The following is a 16,298-nucleotide window of genomic DNA, read 5'->3' on the forward strand; positions in this document are numbered from 1 at the left end:
TTCCGGCGTAGCTCAGCGGTAGAGCAGTTGACTGTTAATCAATTGGTCGTAGGTTCGATCCCTACCGCCGGAGCCAAATCCCCCCTCGTTCAGACCTTCAATGACGCCAAAAATCGCATCGGTTTCTGCCGGTTTTTTCGTCGAAAAAACACACGCCCCCTCTGGACGCCGGGAAACCGGATTGCTATACGGCGCGAACCGTTCCGGCGTAGCTCAGCGGTAGAGCAGTTGACTGTTAATCAATTGGTCGTAGGTTCGATCCCTACCGCCGGAGCCAATTCCCCAAAACGCAGCAGACCTACCCTGTCAGGGCATTCCCGAACTCTGCTCGCAGCTTGCGTTTCAAGACCTTTCCTGTTGCACTCAGTGGCAGCGCATCAACAAAGACAACCTTGTCAGGAATCTGCCATTTGGCGATTTTGCCATCGAAAAAGGACAGCAAATCCTGTTCGCTAGGTTCTACTCCATCGGCTTTCACGGCAACCAGCAAGGGGCGTTCATCCCATTTCGGATGCGGAACACCGACCACGGCGGCCGTCGCAAGCTGGGGGTGGGCCACGGCGATGTTCTCAAGCTCGACCGAACTGATCCATTCCCCACCGGATTTGATGATGTCCTTGGATCTGTCGCGAATAGTCATGTAACCATCCGGGTCCAAAGTGGCCACATCCCCGGTCGCGAACCAACCATCCTGCAACAGATTCTGATCCTGCAACTGGAAGTAGCTGTCCAGAACCCAGTGGCCTCGCACTAGCAAATCGCCCTGAGTTTCACCGTCATGCGGAAGATCATTCCCATCTTCGTCCACGATTTTCAACTCAACCCCAAAGGGCGGTCTTCCCTGGCTCAGGCGAATCTTGTGCTGTTCTTCCGGCGGCAGCTTCAGGTGTTTGGCCAGTGGGTAATTCGTCGAGCCCAGCGGGCTCATCTCGCTCATGCCCCAGGCGTGAACCGTGTCAACGCCATAGGTTTCGCGGAACGTTTCGATCATCGACGGCGGACAGGCTGCGCCGCCAATAACAGTGCGATCAAGACTTTTGAGTTCGGTTCCGCATGCCGCGGCATGGGCCAGCAGACCCTGCCAGATGGTAGGCACGCCCATGGCCAGTGTCACGCCATAGGTATCGATCAGATTGACCAGCGCTTCACCATGTAAATCCGGTCCAGGCAACACAAGCCGCGATCCCGACATAGCACAAGCGTAAGGCGACCCCCACGCGTTGACATGGAACATCGGCACAACAGGCATAACAACATCCATCGCAGAATACCCGATCACATCCCGTGTGTTCGATGCAAAACTGTGCAGCAGTGTTGACCTGTGAGAATACAACACGCCCTTTGGATTGCCCGTCGTTCCCGACGTGTAGCACAGACCGCAAGCGGTTTTTTCATCCAGGTCGGGCCACTGGAAATTCGCATCTCCTGTCTGGATCAACTCGTCATAGAACTTCAGATCAGGAACCTGAGCCGCAGCCTCTTCATTGCGAGGCCCCATGAGGATAAAATGCTGAACCTCGGACAAAGCGTCATGCAGCGCGGCGACCAGCGGAATGAACGTCGCATCAAAGAACAGAACCCTGTCCTTGGCATGATTGATGATAAAGGTCAGCTGCTCGGGGAACAGGCGGGGATTGACCGTGTGACAGACATAGCCCGCGCCGGAAGTGGCAAAATAGATCTCAAGATGCCGCCGATTGTTCCAGGCCAGTGTCCCGATCCTGTCCTGCGGCTCCAGCCCCAGAGTCGTCAATGCCGACGCCATTCGTCGTGCATTGACTGCAATCTCGGACCAGTTGGTTTCAGTGACCGTTCCATCCGTTTCGACCGAGACAATCTCGGTCTGACCGTGATAGCGCTTTGCGTGTTCGATCAGCGACGAAATCAGCAGGGGCTGCGTCATCATCTGTCCCAGCATGGACATCCTCCCGTCCTTGGCGAGACCTTAGACGGCCTCTGCCTTTTCCACCTGACATTGACAGCTTGGGGCGTGACCCGATGCGTCAATCCAGTCGTTTCCTACGGAGGAACCCTGCCAATCATTTAATTGTCTGACAATAAAAGAATGCTGTCCACCAAGGTGACAGGCAGCATTTTCTGCCGTTAATCCCGGTGTTTCAGCGCATAGGCGACCAATGCAGCGGTTGATCCGTCTTTATCTTCAGCGCTCGCAACACCATCCACGACAGGCCCAAGAGAGTTGGCAAGCTCTTTGCCCAACTCCACCCCCCACTGATCAAAGGAATTGATGCCCAGCAGAACGCCTTCAACGAACACACGATGCTCATACAGCGCGATAATCTGCCCCAGAACGAACGGTGTAAGCTTCGGATACATCAGCGTTGTGGAAGGACGATTACCGGGAAATACCCGGTGTCGCGCCTGCCGATCAAGTTCGTCGCCATCAAGGCCTTTTTCCGCCATGCGTGCACGGGCTTCATCCAAAGAACGACCACGCATCAAAGCCTCTGACTGCGCCAGACAGTTGGCCAAAAGCAGGCGGTGATGGTGAATCAGCTCAGGTTCGTGCCCTTCGGCAGCGACCATGAATTCGCAGGGTATGACATCCGTGCCCTGATGGATCAGCTGATAAAATGCATGTTGACCGTTGGTTCCCGGCTCACCCCAGACAACGGGCCCCGAAGGGACGGTCAGGGTTGATCCGTCCATCGCGACAGATTTGCCATTCGACTCCATTTCCAACTGCTGGAAATATGCAGGCAGGCGCAGCAGCCGCTGATCATAGGGCAGCACGGCCCGGCTGGTATAACCCAGAACCTGACGATGCCAGATGCCGACCAGCGCCAGTATCACAGGCATGTTTTCACCCCAATCCGCCGAGCGGAAATGCAGATCCATCGCCTGCCCGCCGCGCAGAAACGCGTCAAATGCATTTGAACCGACGGCAATCATGACTGGCAATCCAACCGGCCCCCAGACCGAATAGCGTCCGCCCACCCAATCGGCGAAACCAAATACATGTGCCTCGGGGATGCCGAAAGCCTGCGTCTTGTCCAGCGCGCTGGATACGGCAGCAAACTGGCGGGACGGATCCCCCCCACCCTCAGACATCCAGGCGCGGGCCGTGCGCGCATTGGTCATCGTTTCGATCGTGGTGAATGTTTTCGACGCGACAATCACCAGCGTCCGTGTCGGGTCCAGCTGGCGCAACGTGTCTGCAATATGGGCCCCATCCACATTAGAGACGTAATGCACACGCGGACCATCGTGATAAGGGGCCAGTGCGTGCGTGGCCATCACCGGGCCAAGGTCAGATCCTCCGATGCCGATATTCACCACATCGGTAAAACTGCCCCCTGCCCCTGCAATGGCGCCGCCGCGCACCTCCTCGGCAAAGACACGCATCCGATGCAGTGTGCCCAGAACCCCGGGCATAACATCCTGATCGTCCACCTCGATCGGCCCGCCATCAAGGTTGCGCAAGGCAGTGTGCAGCACCGCGCGCCCTTCGGTTTCGTTGATCTTCTTCCCGGCAAACATGGCGTCGCGCTGTGTCGCAAGCCCGGCTTCTTCGCACAATTGCAGCAGCGCCACGCGCACGTCTTCATCGATCTGTGTTTTCGAATAATCGAACAGCATATCCTTGGATGAGACTGAAAACGACCCGGCTCGGTTTGCATCCTCTGCGAACAGATCGACGATACGGCGTTCGGCCGTCGCAAGTGTCTTCAAAGCATTCAGCTGCATTGCCTCACTCCGCCCAATGAACCGTCACGCCACTGAGAACGGCGGCGATCGGTGCCTCTTCCGGTGGCATTGACATGGCTTTTTCCAAAACGTCTCGTTTTGCCTGCCCGTAGATGACCAGATGTTTCGACAAAGCCCCGTCCAGAACAGGGGCCGTCAAAGAAATCCGAGCTTCTGGCTGCACATCGGTCCGGGCGACGATCAAGGTTGGCGCTTGGCTGTCGAGAGCCTTGGCAAGCCCCTCCATTCCGGGGAACAACGAGGCCGTATGCATGTCTTCCCCCATCCCCAGGACCAGAACCGACAATGGCAGCACTGGCGCGATCAGCGATTCAACCTCGGGCAACGCCGCTTCAGGCTCTGTGCCCGGCACATAGAGTGGAATAAACTGCGCCACGGATGCCCGGTTGGTCAGCAGTCTCTCCCGGATCAGGCGTTCGTTCGAACGTTCATGATCAGCCGGTACGCAGCGCTCATCCGTGGGCAGAACGCGTACGCGGTCCCACTCAAGATCAGCGGCGCACAGACTGTCAAAAATCGGCCCCGGCGTTGTCCCGCCGGGGACGGCCAACGCAACCGTGTCGTTGTGCAACAAAGCGGCTTCAAGCTCACCCGCCAACGCGTTTGCCACATCGATCGCAAGCATTTCCCGATCGGCATATTCCTGAATGTTCATGGCTTTATTCCTTGCCAGCGGCGACCGTCGCGTTTCATCAGCAGCTCGGCGTCGCCAGGCCCTGTGCTGCCGCTGTCATAAGGTTTGGGCACGTCCCCACGCGCCAGCCATCCGGCGATGATCGGATCGGTCCAGGCCCATGCGGCCTCGACCTCGTCTCCACGCATGAACAGCGTCTGGTTACCCCGGATCACGTCCATAACGAGGCGTTCGTAAGCATCTGGCGGGTCCTGGTTTTCCGGCCCCAGCGCTTCGGCAAAACTCATATCCAAAGGCACGTCGATCAACCGCATCCCGCCCGGCCCTGGTTCCTTGATCGTCACTTTCAGCGTGATCCCCTCATTGGGTTGCAATCGGATCGACAACGCATTGGCGTGACGCCCGGCTTCTTCCCCGAAAATCGAATGCGGTGCGTCCTTGAACATCACGTTGATAATCGAAGAGCGCGCCACCAGCCGTTTACCCGTACGCAAATAAAACGGCGTACCCGCCCATCGCCAATTGCTGACATGCGCCTTCAGCGCCACGTAGCTTTCGGTGGTCGAGCGTGGATTGCCAACACATTCACGGTATCCCGGCCCGTCCGGCCCCTCCGAAAACTGGCCGCGCACGATGTGATGCGGTTCCACAGGATCAAGCGCCCGGATCACCTTGAGCTTTTCATCTCGTACAGCGTCCGGATCGAACTTTGCCGGGGGTTCCATGGCAATCAGACACAGCAGCTGCATCAGGTGGTTTTGCACCATGTCACGCATCGCACCCGCGCGCTCATAGTATTCTTCGCGCCCTTCGATACCGACGGTTTCCGCAACCGTGATCTGGATGTGGTCTACATACTGGCTGTTCCACAGCGGTTCGAACAACATATTGCCAAACCGTACCGCCATCAGGTTCTGGACGGTTTCCTTGCCCAGATAATGATCGATCCGGTAAATCTGGCTTTCATCAAAATGCGCAGCGAGTGTGGCATTCAGCTCTCGCGCACTGTTCAGATCATGCCCAAACGGCTTTTCCACCACAATGCGCGTCTCTTCCGTCGCCAGATCATAGGCCCGGACACGCTCGGCCAGGGGTCCAAACAGACTGGGGCCGACCGAGAAATAGAACGCGCGCACGCGGTTGGGTGAGAGTTTTTCACCCAGCACATCCCATCCTGCGTCTGACATAGCATCCAGCGGGACATAGTCGACCCGCTGCAGGAAACGGGACAGTGCCTGCGAATCCGCGGCCCGGACCACGGCATGCTGGTGAAGCGACTTTGTGACCATCCGTCGGAAATCATCTGCGGATTGGCCCGCACGCGCTGCTGCGATAATCTTCGCATCTTCATGCCATTGCCCGGCGCAAAAGCGACGGTAAAGCGCAGGCAGGATCTTGCGCTGCGCCAGATCGCCGGTGCCACCGAAAATAATCAGATCAAAGGGATCAACTGGTATGACGCGTGAAACCATGAGTTGTCCTTACCTCGCCCCTTCCGGCATGTCCAATGTTAGCGCAACCATATACCGAGAAATCACACTGATCAAAACTCTGTCAGAACCGCTGCGTCACCCTTACCAAATCGGCGGCGAAGGGCTAGATCAGAGCGACGACCTCAAAGAACCGGATGCGGGAATGAAAGACAACGCCCCTCAGCTTGCCAATAACGGCAAGTTTCAAAACAAATCGGTGACAGCTGACGGACAGGCCCGCGCAACGGTTTCCCTGACACGCCCCGAAACCCTTTGGTTCAATACAGGCACGTTGTGCAACATCGAATGTGTGAGTTGCTACATAGCCAGCAGCCCCACCAATGATGCTTTGGTTTACATCACGGCTGACGAGGTTCGTGACTACCTGGATCAAATCGAAGCTCGCAATTGGCCCGTGCGCGAGATCGGGTTCACGGGTGGTGAGCCGTTCATGAACCCGGAAATGATCGACATGACACGCTCCGCGCTGGAACGAGGATACGAGGTTCTGGTCCTGACCAACGCAATGGCTCCGATGATGCGCCGCAAAATGCGCGAAGGCTTGCTGGGGTTGCAAAAGGAATTCAACCACATGTTGACTCTGCGCATTTCGGTCGATCACTTCCGCCCGGCCCTGCACGATGAAGAGCGCGGCGAGGGCAGTTTCGACAAAACCCTGGCCGGGATGGAGTGGTTGCGCGACCACGGTTTCAACATGGCCATCGCCGGACGCACCGTCTGGGGAGATTCAGAGGCGGAAAGCCGTACGGGTTATGCCAGGTTCTTTGCCGAGCACGGATTCGATATTGACCCGCAAAACCCGGCTCGGACCGTTCTGTTCCCCGAAATGGACGAAACTGTTGAAGTCCCCGAAATCACCACGGCTTGCTGGGGAATCCTGGGCAAATCCCCCAACGACGTCATGTGCGCAAGCGCCCGCATGGTGGTCAAACGCAAGGGGGCCGAAAAACCTGCTGTCCTAGCCTGCACCCTACTGCCCTACGAGCCGGAGTTCGAGATGGGTCATACCCTTGCCGAGGCCGAGTCGGACGTGCATCTGAACCACCCTCATTGCGCCAAGTTCTGTGTCCTGGGCGGCGCCAGCTGTTCTGGCTGATCAGTTCAGCTCGGGCGATTCCCAGAACTTGGTGCCCGACGCGCCGGCCGATACGCGCCACCCCTTTTTGTTGAGAACAAAGAACGAGCGCCCATCGGTAAAGCGCAGGGTTTCGCCGGTTTTATCCTCGCCATACATGGCCCCTGTTTCTGCGGTCGCGTCGTAACCCTGGCTGATGAACTTATCCAGATCAGCAGGGGTTTCGAACAGGATCACGAATTTGGTCTCGAAACCGCCGATGCCGATGGCACCGCCAACACCGCCTGTCCCCATGTTCATATACGTATGCTGTCCGGTGTCTTTCGACACTGCTACGCCACGGCCATAGCCCGCCGACACGGGAAACACTGTCACCTTACGAGAATCGAACACCGCATATCCGGCACTGATGTCATACAGGGCCTGCGCCTCGGGGTTCTCCGTCAGAAGCTGATCCAGAATTTCGCCTGCCATCGCGTCAAGCTTGGCGCGCGTTTCCTCCGGTGTTGCCTCATTGGACAGCAATTCTGAAGTTGAATCGATGGTCTCATCGACGGCGGCGGCACCTTTGTCGATCGTGTTCCCGACGCTCTCGGCGCCTTTCTTGATCTTGTCCAGAACACCTTCTGCAAAAACAGGGCGGTTCACGCAAAGCGCTGCAGCAATAAGCGCCGCAGCAAAGAGAAAGGCTCTTGTCATGATTTGTTTTCCTGTGACACCAACAGATTGGCTGCCACCATACGCGACTTGCCTCAAATGAGAACGGGATTTCCGACGTTCAGGCAAACTTAGCCGACCGCTCAGTTCACGCGAAACTCACCGACCATGTTGCGCCACTCACCCGGCGCAATCATCTTGCGGTGAGTGAATTTGACAGAATGCAGCGGCCCTTCGATCTCTCGCTGCCAAAACTCGATGAATTCGAACAGCTTGGGATGATCCGGCGCAAGGTCATATTCCTGCCAGATGAAGGTATTCAGGACGTGGATATAATCGGGCATATGGTAGAAGAATTCAGCCGTTGTCAGACCATAGCCCTTGAGCATCAATTCTGTTTCGCTTGTCTTCATGCAGACCTCCGGTTTGTTGCAAGATGTCTTCAGGTTAGCACGAAAACTTCCTAATTCTTAGATAACAATATGTTACTTGGGTGTTACCGAGGATTTCAGCCTCAGGAAACGCTGCTTGCTTGCACCTTATGTGCCGGGTCTGATAAGGTGCATCCACAAGATATAGACCCAGCACAATATACGGGCAGTTTACGTGAGCGATACGCCAGAAATTCCTGAAAACATGGACGAAACCCCGCCCGAGCGCCCTGTCTACGACGGCCCGACGGTCTCCATCGAATCCGAGATGCGCACCTCCTACCTGGATTATGCCATGTCGGTCATCGTCAGCCGCGCGATCCCCGATCTCCGTGATGGGCTGAAACCGGTTCACCGCCGCATCCTGTATGCGATGCACGAAACCGGAAACACCCACGACAAATCTTATCGCAAATCGGCCCGTCCGGTTGGCGATGTGATGGGTAAATACCACCCGCACGGTGACAGCGCGATCTATGACGCGTTGGTGCGGATGGCACAGGATTTCTCGATGTCGCTGCCCTTGCTGGATGGACAGGGCAACTTTGGCTCGATGGACGGCGACAACCCGGCGGCCATGCGATATACCGAAGTGCGAATGGACAAGCCCGCAAGCGCCCTGCTGGCGGATATCGAAAAAGAAACGGTCGATTTTCAGGACAACTACGATGGCAAGGACCGGGAACCGACCGTCTTGCCCGCCCGTTTCCCAAACATGCTCGTCAACGGTGCCGGTGGTATCGCCGTGGGTATGGCGACCAACATTCCGCCGCACAATCTGGGCGAAGTGGTCGATGCCACGCTGGCACTGATCGACGACCCGGACCTGACGTCAGAACAACTGATCGAATATGTCCCCGGTCCCGATTTCCCGACCGGCGCCGTTATGCTGGGACGGTCCGGCGCGCGCAAAGCTTATCTTGAGGGGCGCGGCAGCGTCATCATCCGCTCTAAGACCCGCGTCGAAGAGATCCGTAAAGACCGTTACGCCATTGTGGTTGATGAGATTCCCTATCAGGTGAACAAGGCCGCGATGATCGAAAAGATCGCCGAAGCCGTGCGCGAGAAACGCATCGAAGGCGTCAGTCACGTACAGGATGAGTCCGACCGCAACGGTGTTCGTGTCGTAGTGGAACTGAAACGGGATGCCACGCCTGAAGTGGTGCTGAACCAACTTTTCCGCTTCTCGCCGATGCAGACTTCGTTCGGCTGCAACATGCTGGCGCTGAATGGTGGCCGACCCGAGCAACTGACACTGCGCCGGTTCCTGACCTCGTTTATCGACTTCCGCGAGGATGTTGTCGCGCGACGTACTGCATACGACCTGCGCAAGGCCCGCGAACGTAGCCACATTCTGTGTGGTCTGGCCGTGGCGGTATCCAACGTCGATGAAGTGGTCGCGACGATCCGTTCGTCGGCAGATGCGGCTGAAGCGCGCGAAAAGCTGATGACCCGCCGCTGGCCCGCATCCGAGATCGAAAGCTATCTGCGCCTGATCGACGATCCGCTGTCCAAGATGAACGACGACGGAACCTACAACCTGACCGAGGTTCAGGCCCGCGCAATCCTTGATCTTCGACTACAACGGCTGACCCAAATTGGCGTCAAAGAAGTCACCGACGAGCTGGAAGAACTGGCTGGTAAGATCCAGGAATACCTTGATATTCTGTCTTCACGCGAACGCATCATGAGCATCATTGCTGATGAACTGCGCAGCGTACGCGAGCAATTTGCAGTACCGCGCCGCACCGAGATCGTCGACTGGTCCGGCGACATGGAAGACGAAGACCTGATTGAACGTGAAGACATGGTCGTGACCGTCACCTCGGGCGGCTACATCAAGCGAACCCCGCTGGCCGATTTCCGAGCGCAGAAACGCGGTGGCAAGGGTCTTTCGGGAATGCAGACCAAGGAAGAGGATGTTGTTACCAACCTCTTCGTGGCGAACACGCATACCCAACTGCTGTTCTTCACCACAGAAGGCATGGTCTACAAACTCAAGACCTGGCGCTTGCCGCAGTCCAGCCGTACCGGCAAAGGCAAGGCGATCGTCAATATCCTGCCGATCCCAACCGGGGTTTCCATCGCCGCGATCATGCCTGTCGATGTGCCGGATGAAGAGTGGGAGAACCTTCAGATCATCTTCGCCACCAGCGCGGGTGACGTGCGCCGCAACCGCCTGTCGGATTTCACCAACGTCCGCCGAAACGGCAAGATCGCAATGAAACTGCCTGAAGGCGTGGAACTGGTGAATGCGCGCATCTGTTCGGAAGATGAAGACGTGATGCTTGTGACCAACTCAGGTCGGGCCATCCGCTTCCGGACTACGGATGTGCGCGTCTTCAACTCGCGCGAGTCGACCGGTGTGCGTGGCATCAAACTGACCAATGGCGACCGCGTGGTCTCGATGTCGGTGATCCGCCACTTTGAAGCTGACTCAGACGAGCGTGCCGCGTACCTCAAGATGCGCCGCGCCGTAGCCGGTGTCACCGACGATGGTGAGACGGACGATGAGGAGGGCAATGCCGACAGCCTGCTGCCGCAGGAGCGGTACGCCGAGATGTCAGCGGCGGAAAACCTGATCCTGACCATCACTGCCGGCGGTGCGGGCAAGCTGAGTTCCAGTCACGACTACCCTGTCCGCGGACGAGGCGGCATGGGTGTTGCTGCGATGGACAAGGCGATGCGCGGCGGAGAACTGGTGGCTTCTTTCCCGGTTGAACTCGACGACCAGATCATGCTGGCGACATCCAAAGGCCAATCGATCCGGGTTCCGGTGGAAGGTATTTCCTTCCGCTCCCGCTCGGCAGGTGGCGTGAAAGTCTTCAATACCGGAAAGGGCGAAGTGGTCGTCAGCGTTGCCTGGATCGCTGATCAGGGTGATGAGGAAACCGAAGAATAACCCTCACGCTCAATTACGGATCTGAAACAAAACGCTCGCTCTGCGGGCGTTTTGTCATTCTGGATCACGATATCGACAACTCTCCGGATGATCCGCTTGCCCGAAGCCATTCTGCCGCCTAGCTTTTTCATATGTGGTCATTTGCGCATATCCGACCAGCTTACAGTCGCACGGAACGTATCAGCGACGGGGTGGTCCATGTGCTCGGTGTCTCAAGTGCGTTGGTTGCCGTACCACTGCTGATCACAATGACCATCTATTACCGGTATGATCAATCTGCGGTTCTGGGTGCCTCGGTTTACGGGGTGACGCTGATACTCATGCTCACGTTTTCCGCCTTGTATAACATGGTCGAAAACGAGGAATGGCGCGGGTTCCTGCAGCGCCTCGATCATTCCGGCATCTACGTCAAGATCGCAGGGACCTACACACCGTTTCTACTGTTGTCCGGTGCTCAGCCCCCGGGGCTATTACTCGGATTGTGGTCTTCGGCAACACTTGGGTCGGTTCTCAAGATGCTGGACCCAAACCGGTTCCGATGGTTCGGGCTTGCGCTATACCTATTGATGGGTTGGGCGGTGGTCTGGGCCGGGCAATCCATGTTGGCAGACCTGTCGCCTACGATCGTTACACTGATGATTGCCGGAGGGCTCGTGTACACGGCCGGGGTCGCCTTCTACCTGCTGGACTGGCTGCCGTTCCACAACACGATCTGGCATGTATTTGTGCTGCTGGGCAGCGTTTTGTTCTTTGCAGCGGTCGCGGCCCGAATCGAACTGTTTCAGGTCGTTTAGGTTAACCTGCGCGTATTTGTTCGGGAGAAAGTTTGCGTAAAACGAAAGTTGGCGTCGCCCGAAAATAGTATTCCGCGTGAAGCCGAAGACAAATTGCGCGGCATGTCCCGCGACCGTCTCTCCGTCTTCACCAGACCCGATTTGTGTTGGAAGCCCCCTATTCCAAAGCGCTCACTGTCTCAAACCAGTCAAGCATCAGATCGCTCCAGCCATTTGGAACGCCATGCCCGACCTCATCGCCGATAACAGAAATGGTCGAACCAGTATCACAATCGCTCAGAACGCGCTGATCATAGCTATCCTGCGGAACGACTTTATCCCTTTTACAGCCCGCAGAGACCCCAAGCCTTAGTGTGGCTTCCACTGCCCCCATATATCCCGGATCAGACCACGAAGACCCGGAACCCGCGAAAGGAATAACTGTGTCGTCATAACCATGGCTAAAGTACATGTTGAAATCGAAATCTGCTGACGCACATTTCCCAGGTTCGCCGCGCACTGGTGTTCCAGCAACGGGGGCAAAAGCCTTCAGACGTGGGTCAACATCTGCACAGGCAAGATACCAAGCGAAGGATTCACCTCGGGAATGGCCAGTGGTTACGATCTGCGCCGGATCAATAGGGGATCGAGCTAAAACGTCCTCAAGCACATTCGCAATGAACTCAAAATCATGCCGGCCATAATATGCGTCATTCCAAACCCATCCTGTGCCCGGGCCGCTTTGGTACTCAATTTCCAGCGCAGTCGGAGCGACGATGGCATACCCGTGTTCCAGTATCGACTTGACGGGAAATGCACTCTGGATAGCCTTTTGCCCCGTTCCGCGGGATCCATGAAGAAAGATCACGGCCGGGAATGGTCCTTCGCCCTTGGGATTCAATACGTTTTATTGTCGCCTGGAAACCATACATGGGGTACTACGCCATCACATCCCTGTGCTTGATACAGATGTGAGAAGCTATCCGCAGGTCGCGCTGGTTTGAGTGCTAAAACCAGAGCCATTGCTTCAATGCCAAGAGCAATGAGCCTTACTGTTCAGTTGCCGCTCCGTGCTTTCACAGCCCATATATCGCGCTAAACTTCTGTTCCAGATATCCCAGCAAAGGTTCGGGTCCCGGCTCAATGCCGCTTGCCCGTCGGATAATCTCGCGCGGGGCATAAAGCCCGCCGTGCTGCTGGACGTGTTCGCGCAGCCAAGCAGTTGCGCCAGATGTGTCGCCTTCTGCCAGTTGCGCATCCAGATCGGGCACGCCACCGCGCAGGGCCTGATACAGGCATCCAGCATAGACGTTGCCCAGCGAGTAGGTCGGAAAGTAACCAAACAGCCCGACCGACCAATGCACATCCTGCAAACAGCCATTCGACGGCTTGTCCACCGCATAGCCGAAGTCAGCCTTGAAGCGGTCGTTCCACGCCGCCTCAAGTTCGCTGACCTGCAAGTCTCCGGCCATCAGCGCGCGCTCCAGATCGAACCGCAGCATGATATGCAGGTTATACTGGACCTCGTCCGCTTCGGTGCGGATATAGCCGTTGTGAACCCGGTTGACAGTGGCGTAGAAAGCGTCAGCATCGGCAATTCCGAAATCGCCGAATGCGCCCTTCATCTGATCGAACAACCAGCCCGTAAAGGCACGGGAACGGCCGAGCTGGTTTTCATAGATCCGGCTTTGGCTTTCATGCACGCCCATGGACACGCCGCACCCCAGTGACGTCAGCAGGTAGTCGCGGTCGATCCCCTGTTCGTAAGCGGCGTGGCCGACCTCATGAATGGTTGAATAAAAGCAGTTGAATGGGTCTGTTTCGCTGGTTCGCGTGGTGATGCGCACATCAAGACCCGAGCCCGAGCTGAACGGGTGAACCGCCTTATCCACACGGCCGTTGTTGAGGTCATAGCCGAAAGCGACCGCCAGCTTTTGCGCAAGCTGCATCTGGGTCATCTCATCAAAGCTGCCGCTCAGCGCAGCAGGTTCCGGGCGATCCAGAACGGCCGCGCGCAAGGCCACCAGACGCGGGCGCATCTCATCGAAAATGGCCGCGATCTGAGCGCCAGTCGTATAGGGTTCGTAATCTTCAACCATGGCGTCATAGACATCTCCGCCCTGCGCCAGCGCCTCACCTTCCTGACGCTTCAGCGATACGACCTCTTCCAGCACCGGAAGGAACGCCGAGACATCTTCGTCCGCGCGCGCCTGGGCCCAGGTTCCCTGTGCGGCGGACGTAATTCGGGCAATCGCCGTAGCCAGATCGGCAGGCACCTTGACCGCCCGATCATAGGCGCGCCGGATTTCGCGCAGTTGCGCCTTACCGACTTCATCCTGTGGGGCAGCCTGATCCAGCCACTCTGCAACGCGTGGATCCGATCGGCGCGCATGAAGGACCGCCTCGATAGCCGCCATTTCTTCGGCACGTTGGGGAGCAGCCCCGCGCGGCATGACGGTTTCCTGGTCCCAGCCGAGCCGACCCGCGATCTGGCCCAATGCTGAGGTTTCACGCTGAAAGGCCATCAATTCGTTGAAAGCGGTCATATTATGTTGCTCCGCGCAGAGATGTTGCGATTGGGTAAGCCGTGAGGAACCGAGCGCGCAGGATCAGGGTCCAGACAACGACGGCCATGAACTGGTGGAAGATCGCTATCTGCCATGGGGCGCCGTAGACGACCGTCACGATGCCGACGACGACCTGCAAAGACAGCGCTGCGAATGCCGCATTGAAGGCAAAGCGCGTTTGAGGATGCGCACTGGCACCACCACGTCGCCACACGACAATGGCAAAGATAAACAGCAGGTAACCGGCACAACGGTGAATGAACTGCACCAGTCCGGGGCTTTCAAAGAAGTTTCGCCACACCGGCTCCAACGCAGTGGCATCCGGTGGCAACAATTGCCCCCCAATCAACGGCCAGTCGGTGTAAGACCTCCCGGCGTCGATCCCGGCGACCAGCGCGCCGATGAGTATTTGCAAAAAAGCGAAATGCATCAGGCCAGTCGCAAGCGAGAACAGTTTTGCCTCTTTGGCACGACGCGCCTGCATCAGGTCACGTTCATCGCGGCCAAGCTCAAAGATATACCACGCCAGGAAGCCCAGAATCACGAAGGCTAGCCCCAGATGCGTGGCCAGACGATAACTGGCAACCGCCGTCATGCCTTCGCCCTGCGTTACGCCCGAGGCGACCATCCACCAGCCGACCGCGCCCTGGACACCGCCCAGAAGGCCGGGGATCAACAGCTTGCCGGTCCAACCCGTAGGTACCTTGCGCGCGATATGGAATCCAAAGAACCCGATGGCCCAGACCAGCCCTATCACGCGGCCCAGTTGGCGGTGCCCCCATTCCCACCAGTAAATAGTTTTAAAGTCACTCAGCTCCATCCACTGGTTCTGGATCTGCCACTGGTCAATCTGCTTGTATTTGTCGAACTCAGCCTGCCAATCCGCTTCGGTCATCGGCGGGACGGCACCGGTGATCGGACGCCATTCGGTGATCGATAGGCCACTGTCCGTCAGGCGCGTCAGGCCGCCGACTGCGATCATCACGACCACCAAGGCAAACAGGATCATCAGCCAAACGCGGATCGCATTGCGCGCGCCGCCACGCCCCCGGTCGATCATACCGGGTTGAACCGCCTGTTGTTTTTCCGTGTCCGAGACCTCTTCGAAGATGCTGCGCTTACCGCTCATGCTGTCCTCATGTCCTGATTTCGTCGCAAGCTAGGGTGTGGCGGAAGATAGGTCCAGCCTCAGCCTTTGTCTTTCCAGCGGACCATCTGCCGCATGATCCCGTGCAGCATCTGCACATCGGCCCGCGTCATCCGCATCCGCGACCACAGATTGCGCAGGTTGGTTTTCATGCCCTCGGCCTTTTCGGGGGGATAGAAGAACCCGGCCTCTTCCAGCCGGTCCTCGTAGTGCTCGACCAGTTTTTCAACCTCGATCCCCGTGGCCCAGTCACCCTTTCCCAGATCAGTGGATTCATGCACCACGTCGCCAGTCTGGCGCATCCACTCATAAGCGGTCAGCAAAACGCATTGGCCCAGGTTCAGCGACGCGTATTCCGGGTTCACCGGAACCGAGATGATTGCGTTTGCCTTGGCGATGTCTTCGTTCTCCAACCCCGCACGTTCGGGGCCGAACAGAACCGCAACCTTTTCGCCCGCCGCGACTTTTTCAGCAGCGATCTGCATGGCGCGCTCGGGGCTGTAGACGGGTTTCGTCAGCCCGCGTTGCCGTGCAGTGGTGGCGAAGACAAAGGTGCTGTCGGCCAGCGATCCGGCCAGATCGTGAAACAGCAGTGCTTCATCCAGCAACCGGCCTGCACCGCTGGACATCGCCACTGCCTTGGGGTTTGGCCAGCCGTCACGGGGCGCCACGATGCGCATTCGGTCCAGTCCAAAGTTCCACATTGCCCGGGCAGCAGCACCGATATTCTCACCCATCTGCGGGCGAACAAGCACGAAGGAAGGCTGGGATTTGTCGCTTGGCATGGTTCACCTTATGAAAACTTGGCCTGCTGTAATCGGCAGGCACTTGCAGGGCAAGTCGCTGGGGGTGTTATTTGCGCGGCCTCAGCCATAAAAGTTTGCTTCCCC

Annotated in this window: 13 protein-coding genes and 2 tRNA genes; 5 read left to right on the top strand and 10 right to left on the bottom strand. The window is 57.4% G+C overall.

Annotation, left to right across the window (positions count from 1 at the left end; genetic code table 11):
• The first annotated feature begins 1 nt into the window (after position 1).
• Positions 2–76 (top strand) — tRNA-Asn (locus AC2FJB_RS00005).
• 126 nt (positions 77–202) lie between these two features.
• Positions 203–277, top strand: a tRNA-Asn gene (locus AC2FJB_RS00010).
• 21 nt (positions 278–298) lie between these two features.
• Here AC2FJB_RS00010 and AC2FJB_RS00015 read toward each other — a convergent pair.
• From AC2FJB_RS00015 to zwf, 4 genes are all read right to left on the bottom strand, one after another.
• Positions 299–1,918: a long-chain-fatty-acid--CoA ligase gene (locus AC2FJB_RS00015; protein ID WP_496719327.1), complete on the bottom strand. Its 1,620-nt coding sequence runs from the start codon at positions 1,916–1,918 to the stop codon at positions 299–301.
• A gap of 185 nt (positions 1,919–2,103) precedes the next feature.
• A complete protein-coding gene (pgi, locus tag AC2FJB_RS00020; RefSeq protein ID WP_496719326.1) occupies positions 2,104–3,708 on the bottom strand; it encodes a glucose-6-phosphate isomerase in 1,605 nt (534 codons plus the stop codon).
• Between the two features lie 4 nt (positions 3,709–3,712).
• Positions 3,713–4,384, bottom strand: a complete 672-nt coding sequence (gene pgl / locus AC2FJB_RS00025; RefSeq protein WP_299643068.1) for a 6-phosphogluconolactonase — start codon at positions 4,382–4,384, stop codon at positions 3,713–3,715.
• Entirely contained in the window at positions 4,381–5,835 is a 1,455-nt protein-coding gene (gene zwf, locus AC2FJB_RS00030) for a glucose-6-phosphate dehydrogenase (protein WP_496719325.1), read from the bottom strand. Before zwf ends, pgl begins: the two co-directional genes overlap by 4 nt.
• A 163-nt stretch (positions 5,836–5,998) precedes the next feature.
• Between zwf and AC2FJB_RS00035 the strand changes: the two genes are divergently transcribed.
• Positions 5,999–6,952: a radical SAM protein gene (locus AC2FJB_RS00035; RefSeq protein WP_496719336.1), complete on the top strand. Its 954-nt coding sequence runs from the start codon at positions 5,999–6,001 to the stop codon at positions 6,950–6,952.
• Here AC2FJB_RS00035 and AC2FJB_RS00040 read toward each other — a convergent pair whose 3' ends face one another.
• The gene (locus tag AC2FJB_RS00040) at positions 6,953–7,630 is read right to left on the bottom strand and encodes a lipid-binding SYLF domain-containing protein (RefSeq protein ID WP_496719324.1); all 678 of its coding nucleotides are present in this window, start codon (positions 7,628–7,630) and stop codon (positions 6,953–6,955) included. It lies immediately after the preceding gene.
• A gap of 101 nt (positions 7,631–7,731) precedes the next feature.
• Positions 7,732–8,001 (bottom strand): usg protein, encoded by a 270-nt coding sequence (locus tag AC2FJB_RS00045; RefSeq protein WP_117868812.1) that lies wholly within the window; start codon positions 7,999–8,001, stop codon positions 7,732–7,734.
• 193 nt (positions 8,002–8,194) lie between these two features.
• On the opposite strand from AC2FJB_RS00045, the gene gyrA reads away from it, so the two are divergent.
• A complete protein-coding gene (gene gyrA / locus AC2FJB_RS00050) occupies positions 8,195–10,921 on the top strand; it encodes a DNA gyrase subunit A (protein ID WP_496719323.1) in 2,727 nt (908 codons plus the stop codon).
• A 131-nt stretch (positions 10,922–11,052) separates the two neighbouring features.
• Entirely contained in the window at positions 11,053–11,715 is a 663-nt protein-coding gene (gene trhA, locus AC2FJB_RS00055) for a PAQR family membrane homeostasis protein TrhA (RefSeq protein WP_117868810.1), read from the top strand.
• 157 nt (positions 11,716–11,872) lie between these two features.
• Here the strand turns inward: trhA and AC2FJB_RS00060 are convergent, their stop codons facing one another.
• From AC2FJB_RS00060 to AC2FJB_RS00075, 4 genes are all read right to left on the bottom strand, one after another.
• The gene (locus AC2FJB_RS00060; RefSeq protein WP_496719322.1) at positions 11,873–12,595 is read right to left on the bottom strand and encodes a CE1 family esterase; all 723 of its coding nucleotides are present in this window, start codon (positions 12,593–12,595) and stop codon (positions 11,873–11,875) included.
• A 175-nt stretch (positions 12,596–12,770) separates the two neighbouring features.
• Positions 12,771–14,240, bottom strand: a complete 1,470-nt coding sequence (locus AC2FJB_RS00065) for a carboxypeptidase M32 (protein ID WP_496719321.1) — start codon at positions 14,238–14,240, stop codon at positions 12,771–12,773.
• Between the two features lies 1 nt (position 14,241).
• Positions 14,242–15,390, bottom strand: a complete 1,149-nt coding sequence (ctaA, locus tag AC2FJB_RS00070) for a heme A synthase (RefSeq protein WP_496719320.1) — start codon at positions 15,388–15,390, stop codon at positions 14,242–14,244.
• A 59-nt stretch (positions 15,391–15,449) separates the two neighbouring features.
• The gene (locus AC2FJB_RS00075; RefSeq protein ID WP_117868805.1) at positions 15,450–16,193 is read right to left on the bottom strand and encodes an RNA methyltransferase; all 744 of its coding nucleotides are present in this window, start codon (positions 16,191–16,193) and stop codon (positions 15,450–15,452) included.
• Positions 16,194–16,298: the final 105 nt, after the last annotated feature.

This window comes from Ruegeria sp. CDSC085 (assembly GCF_059610465.1).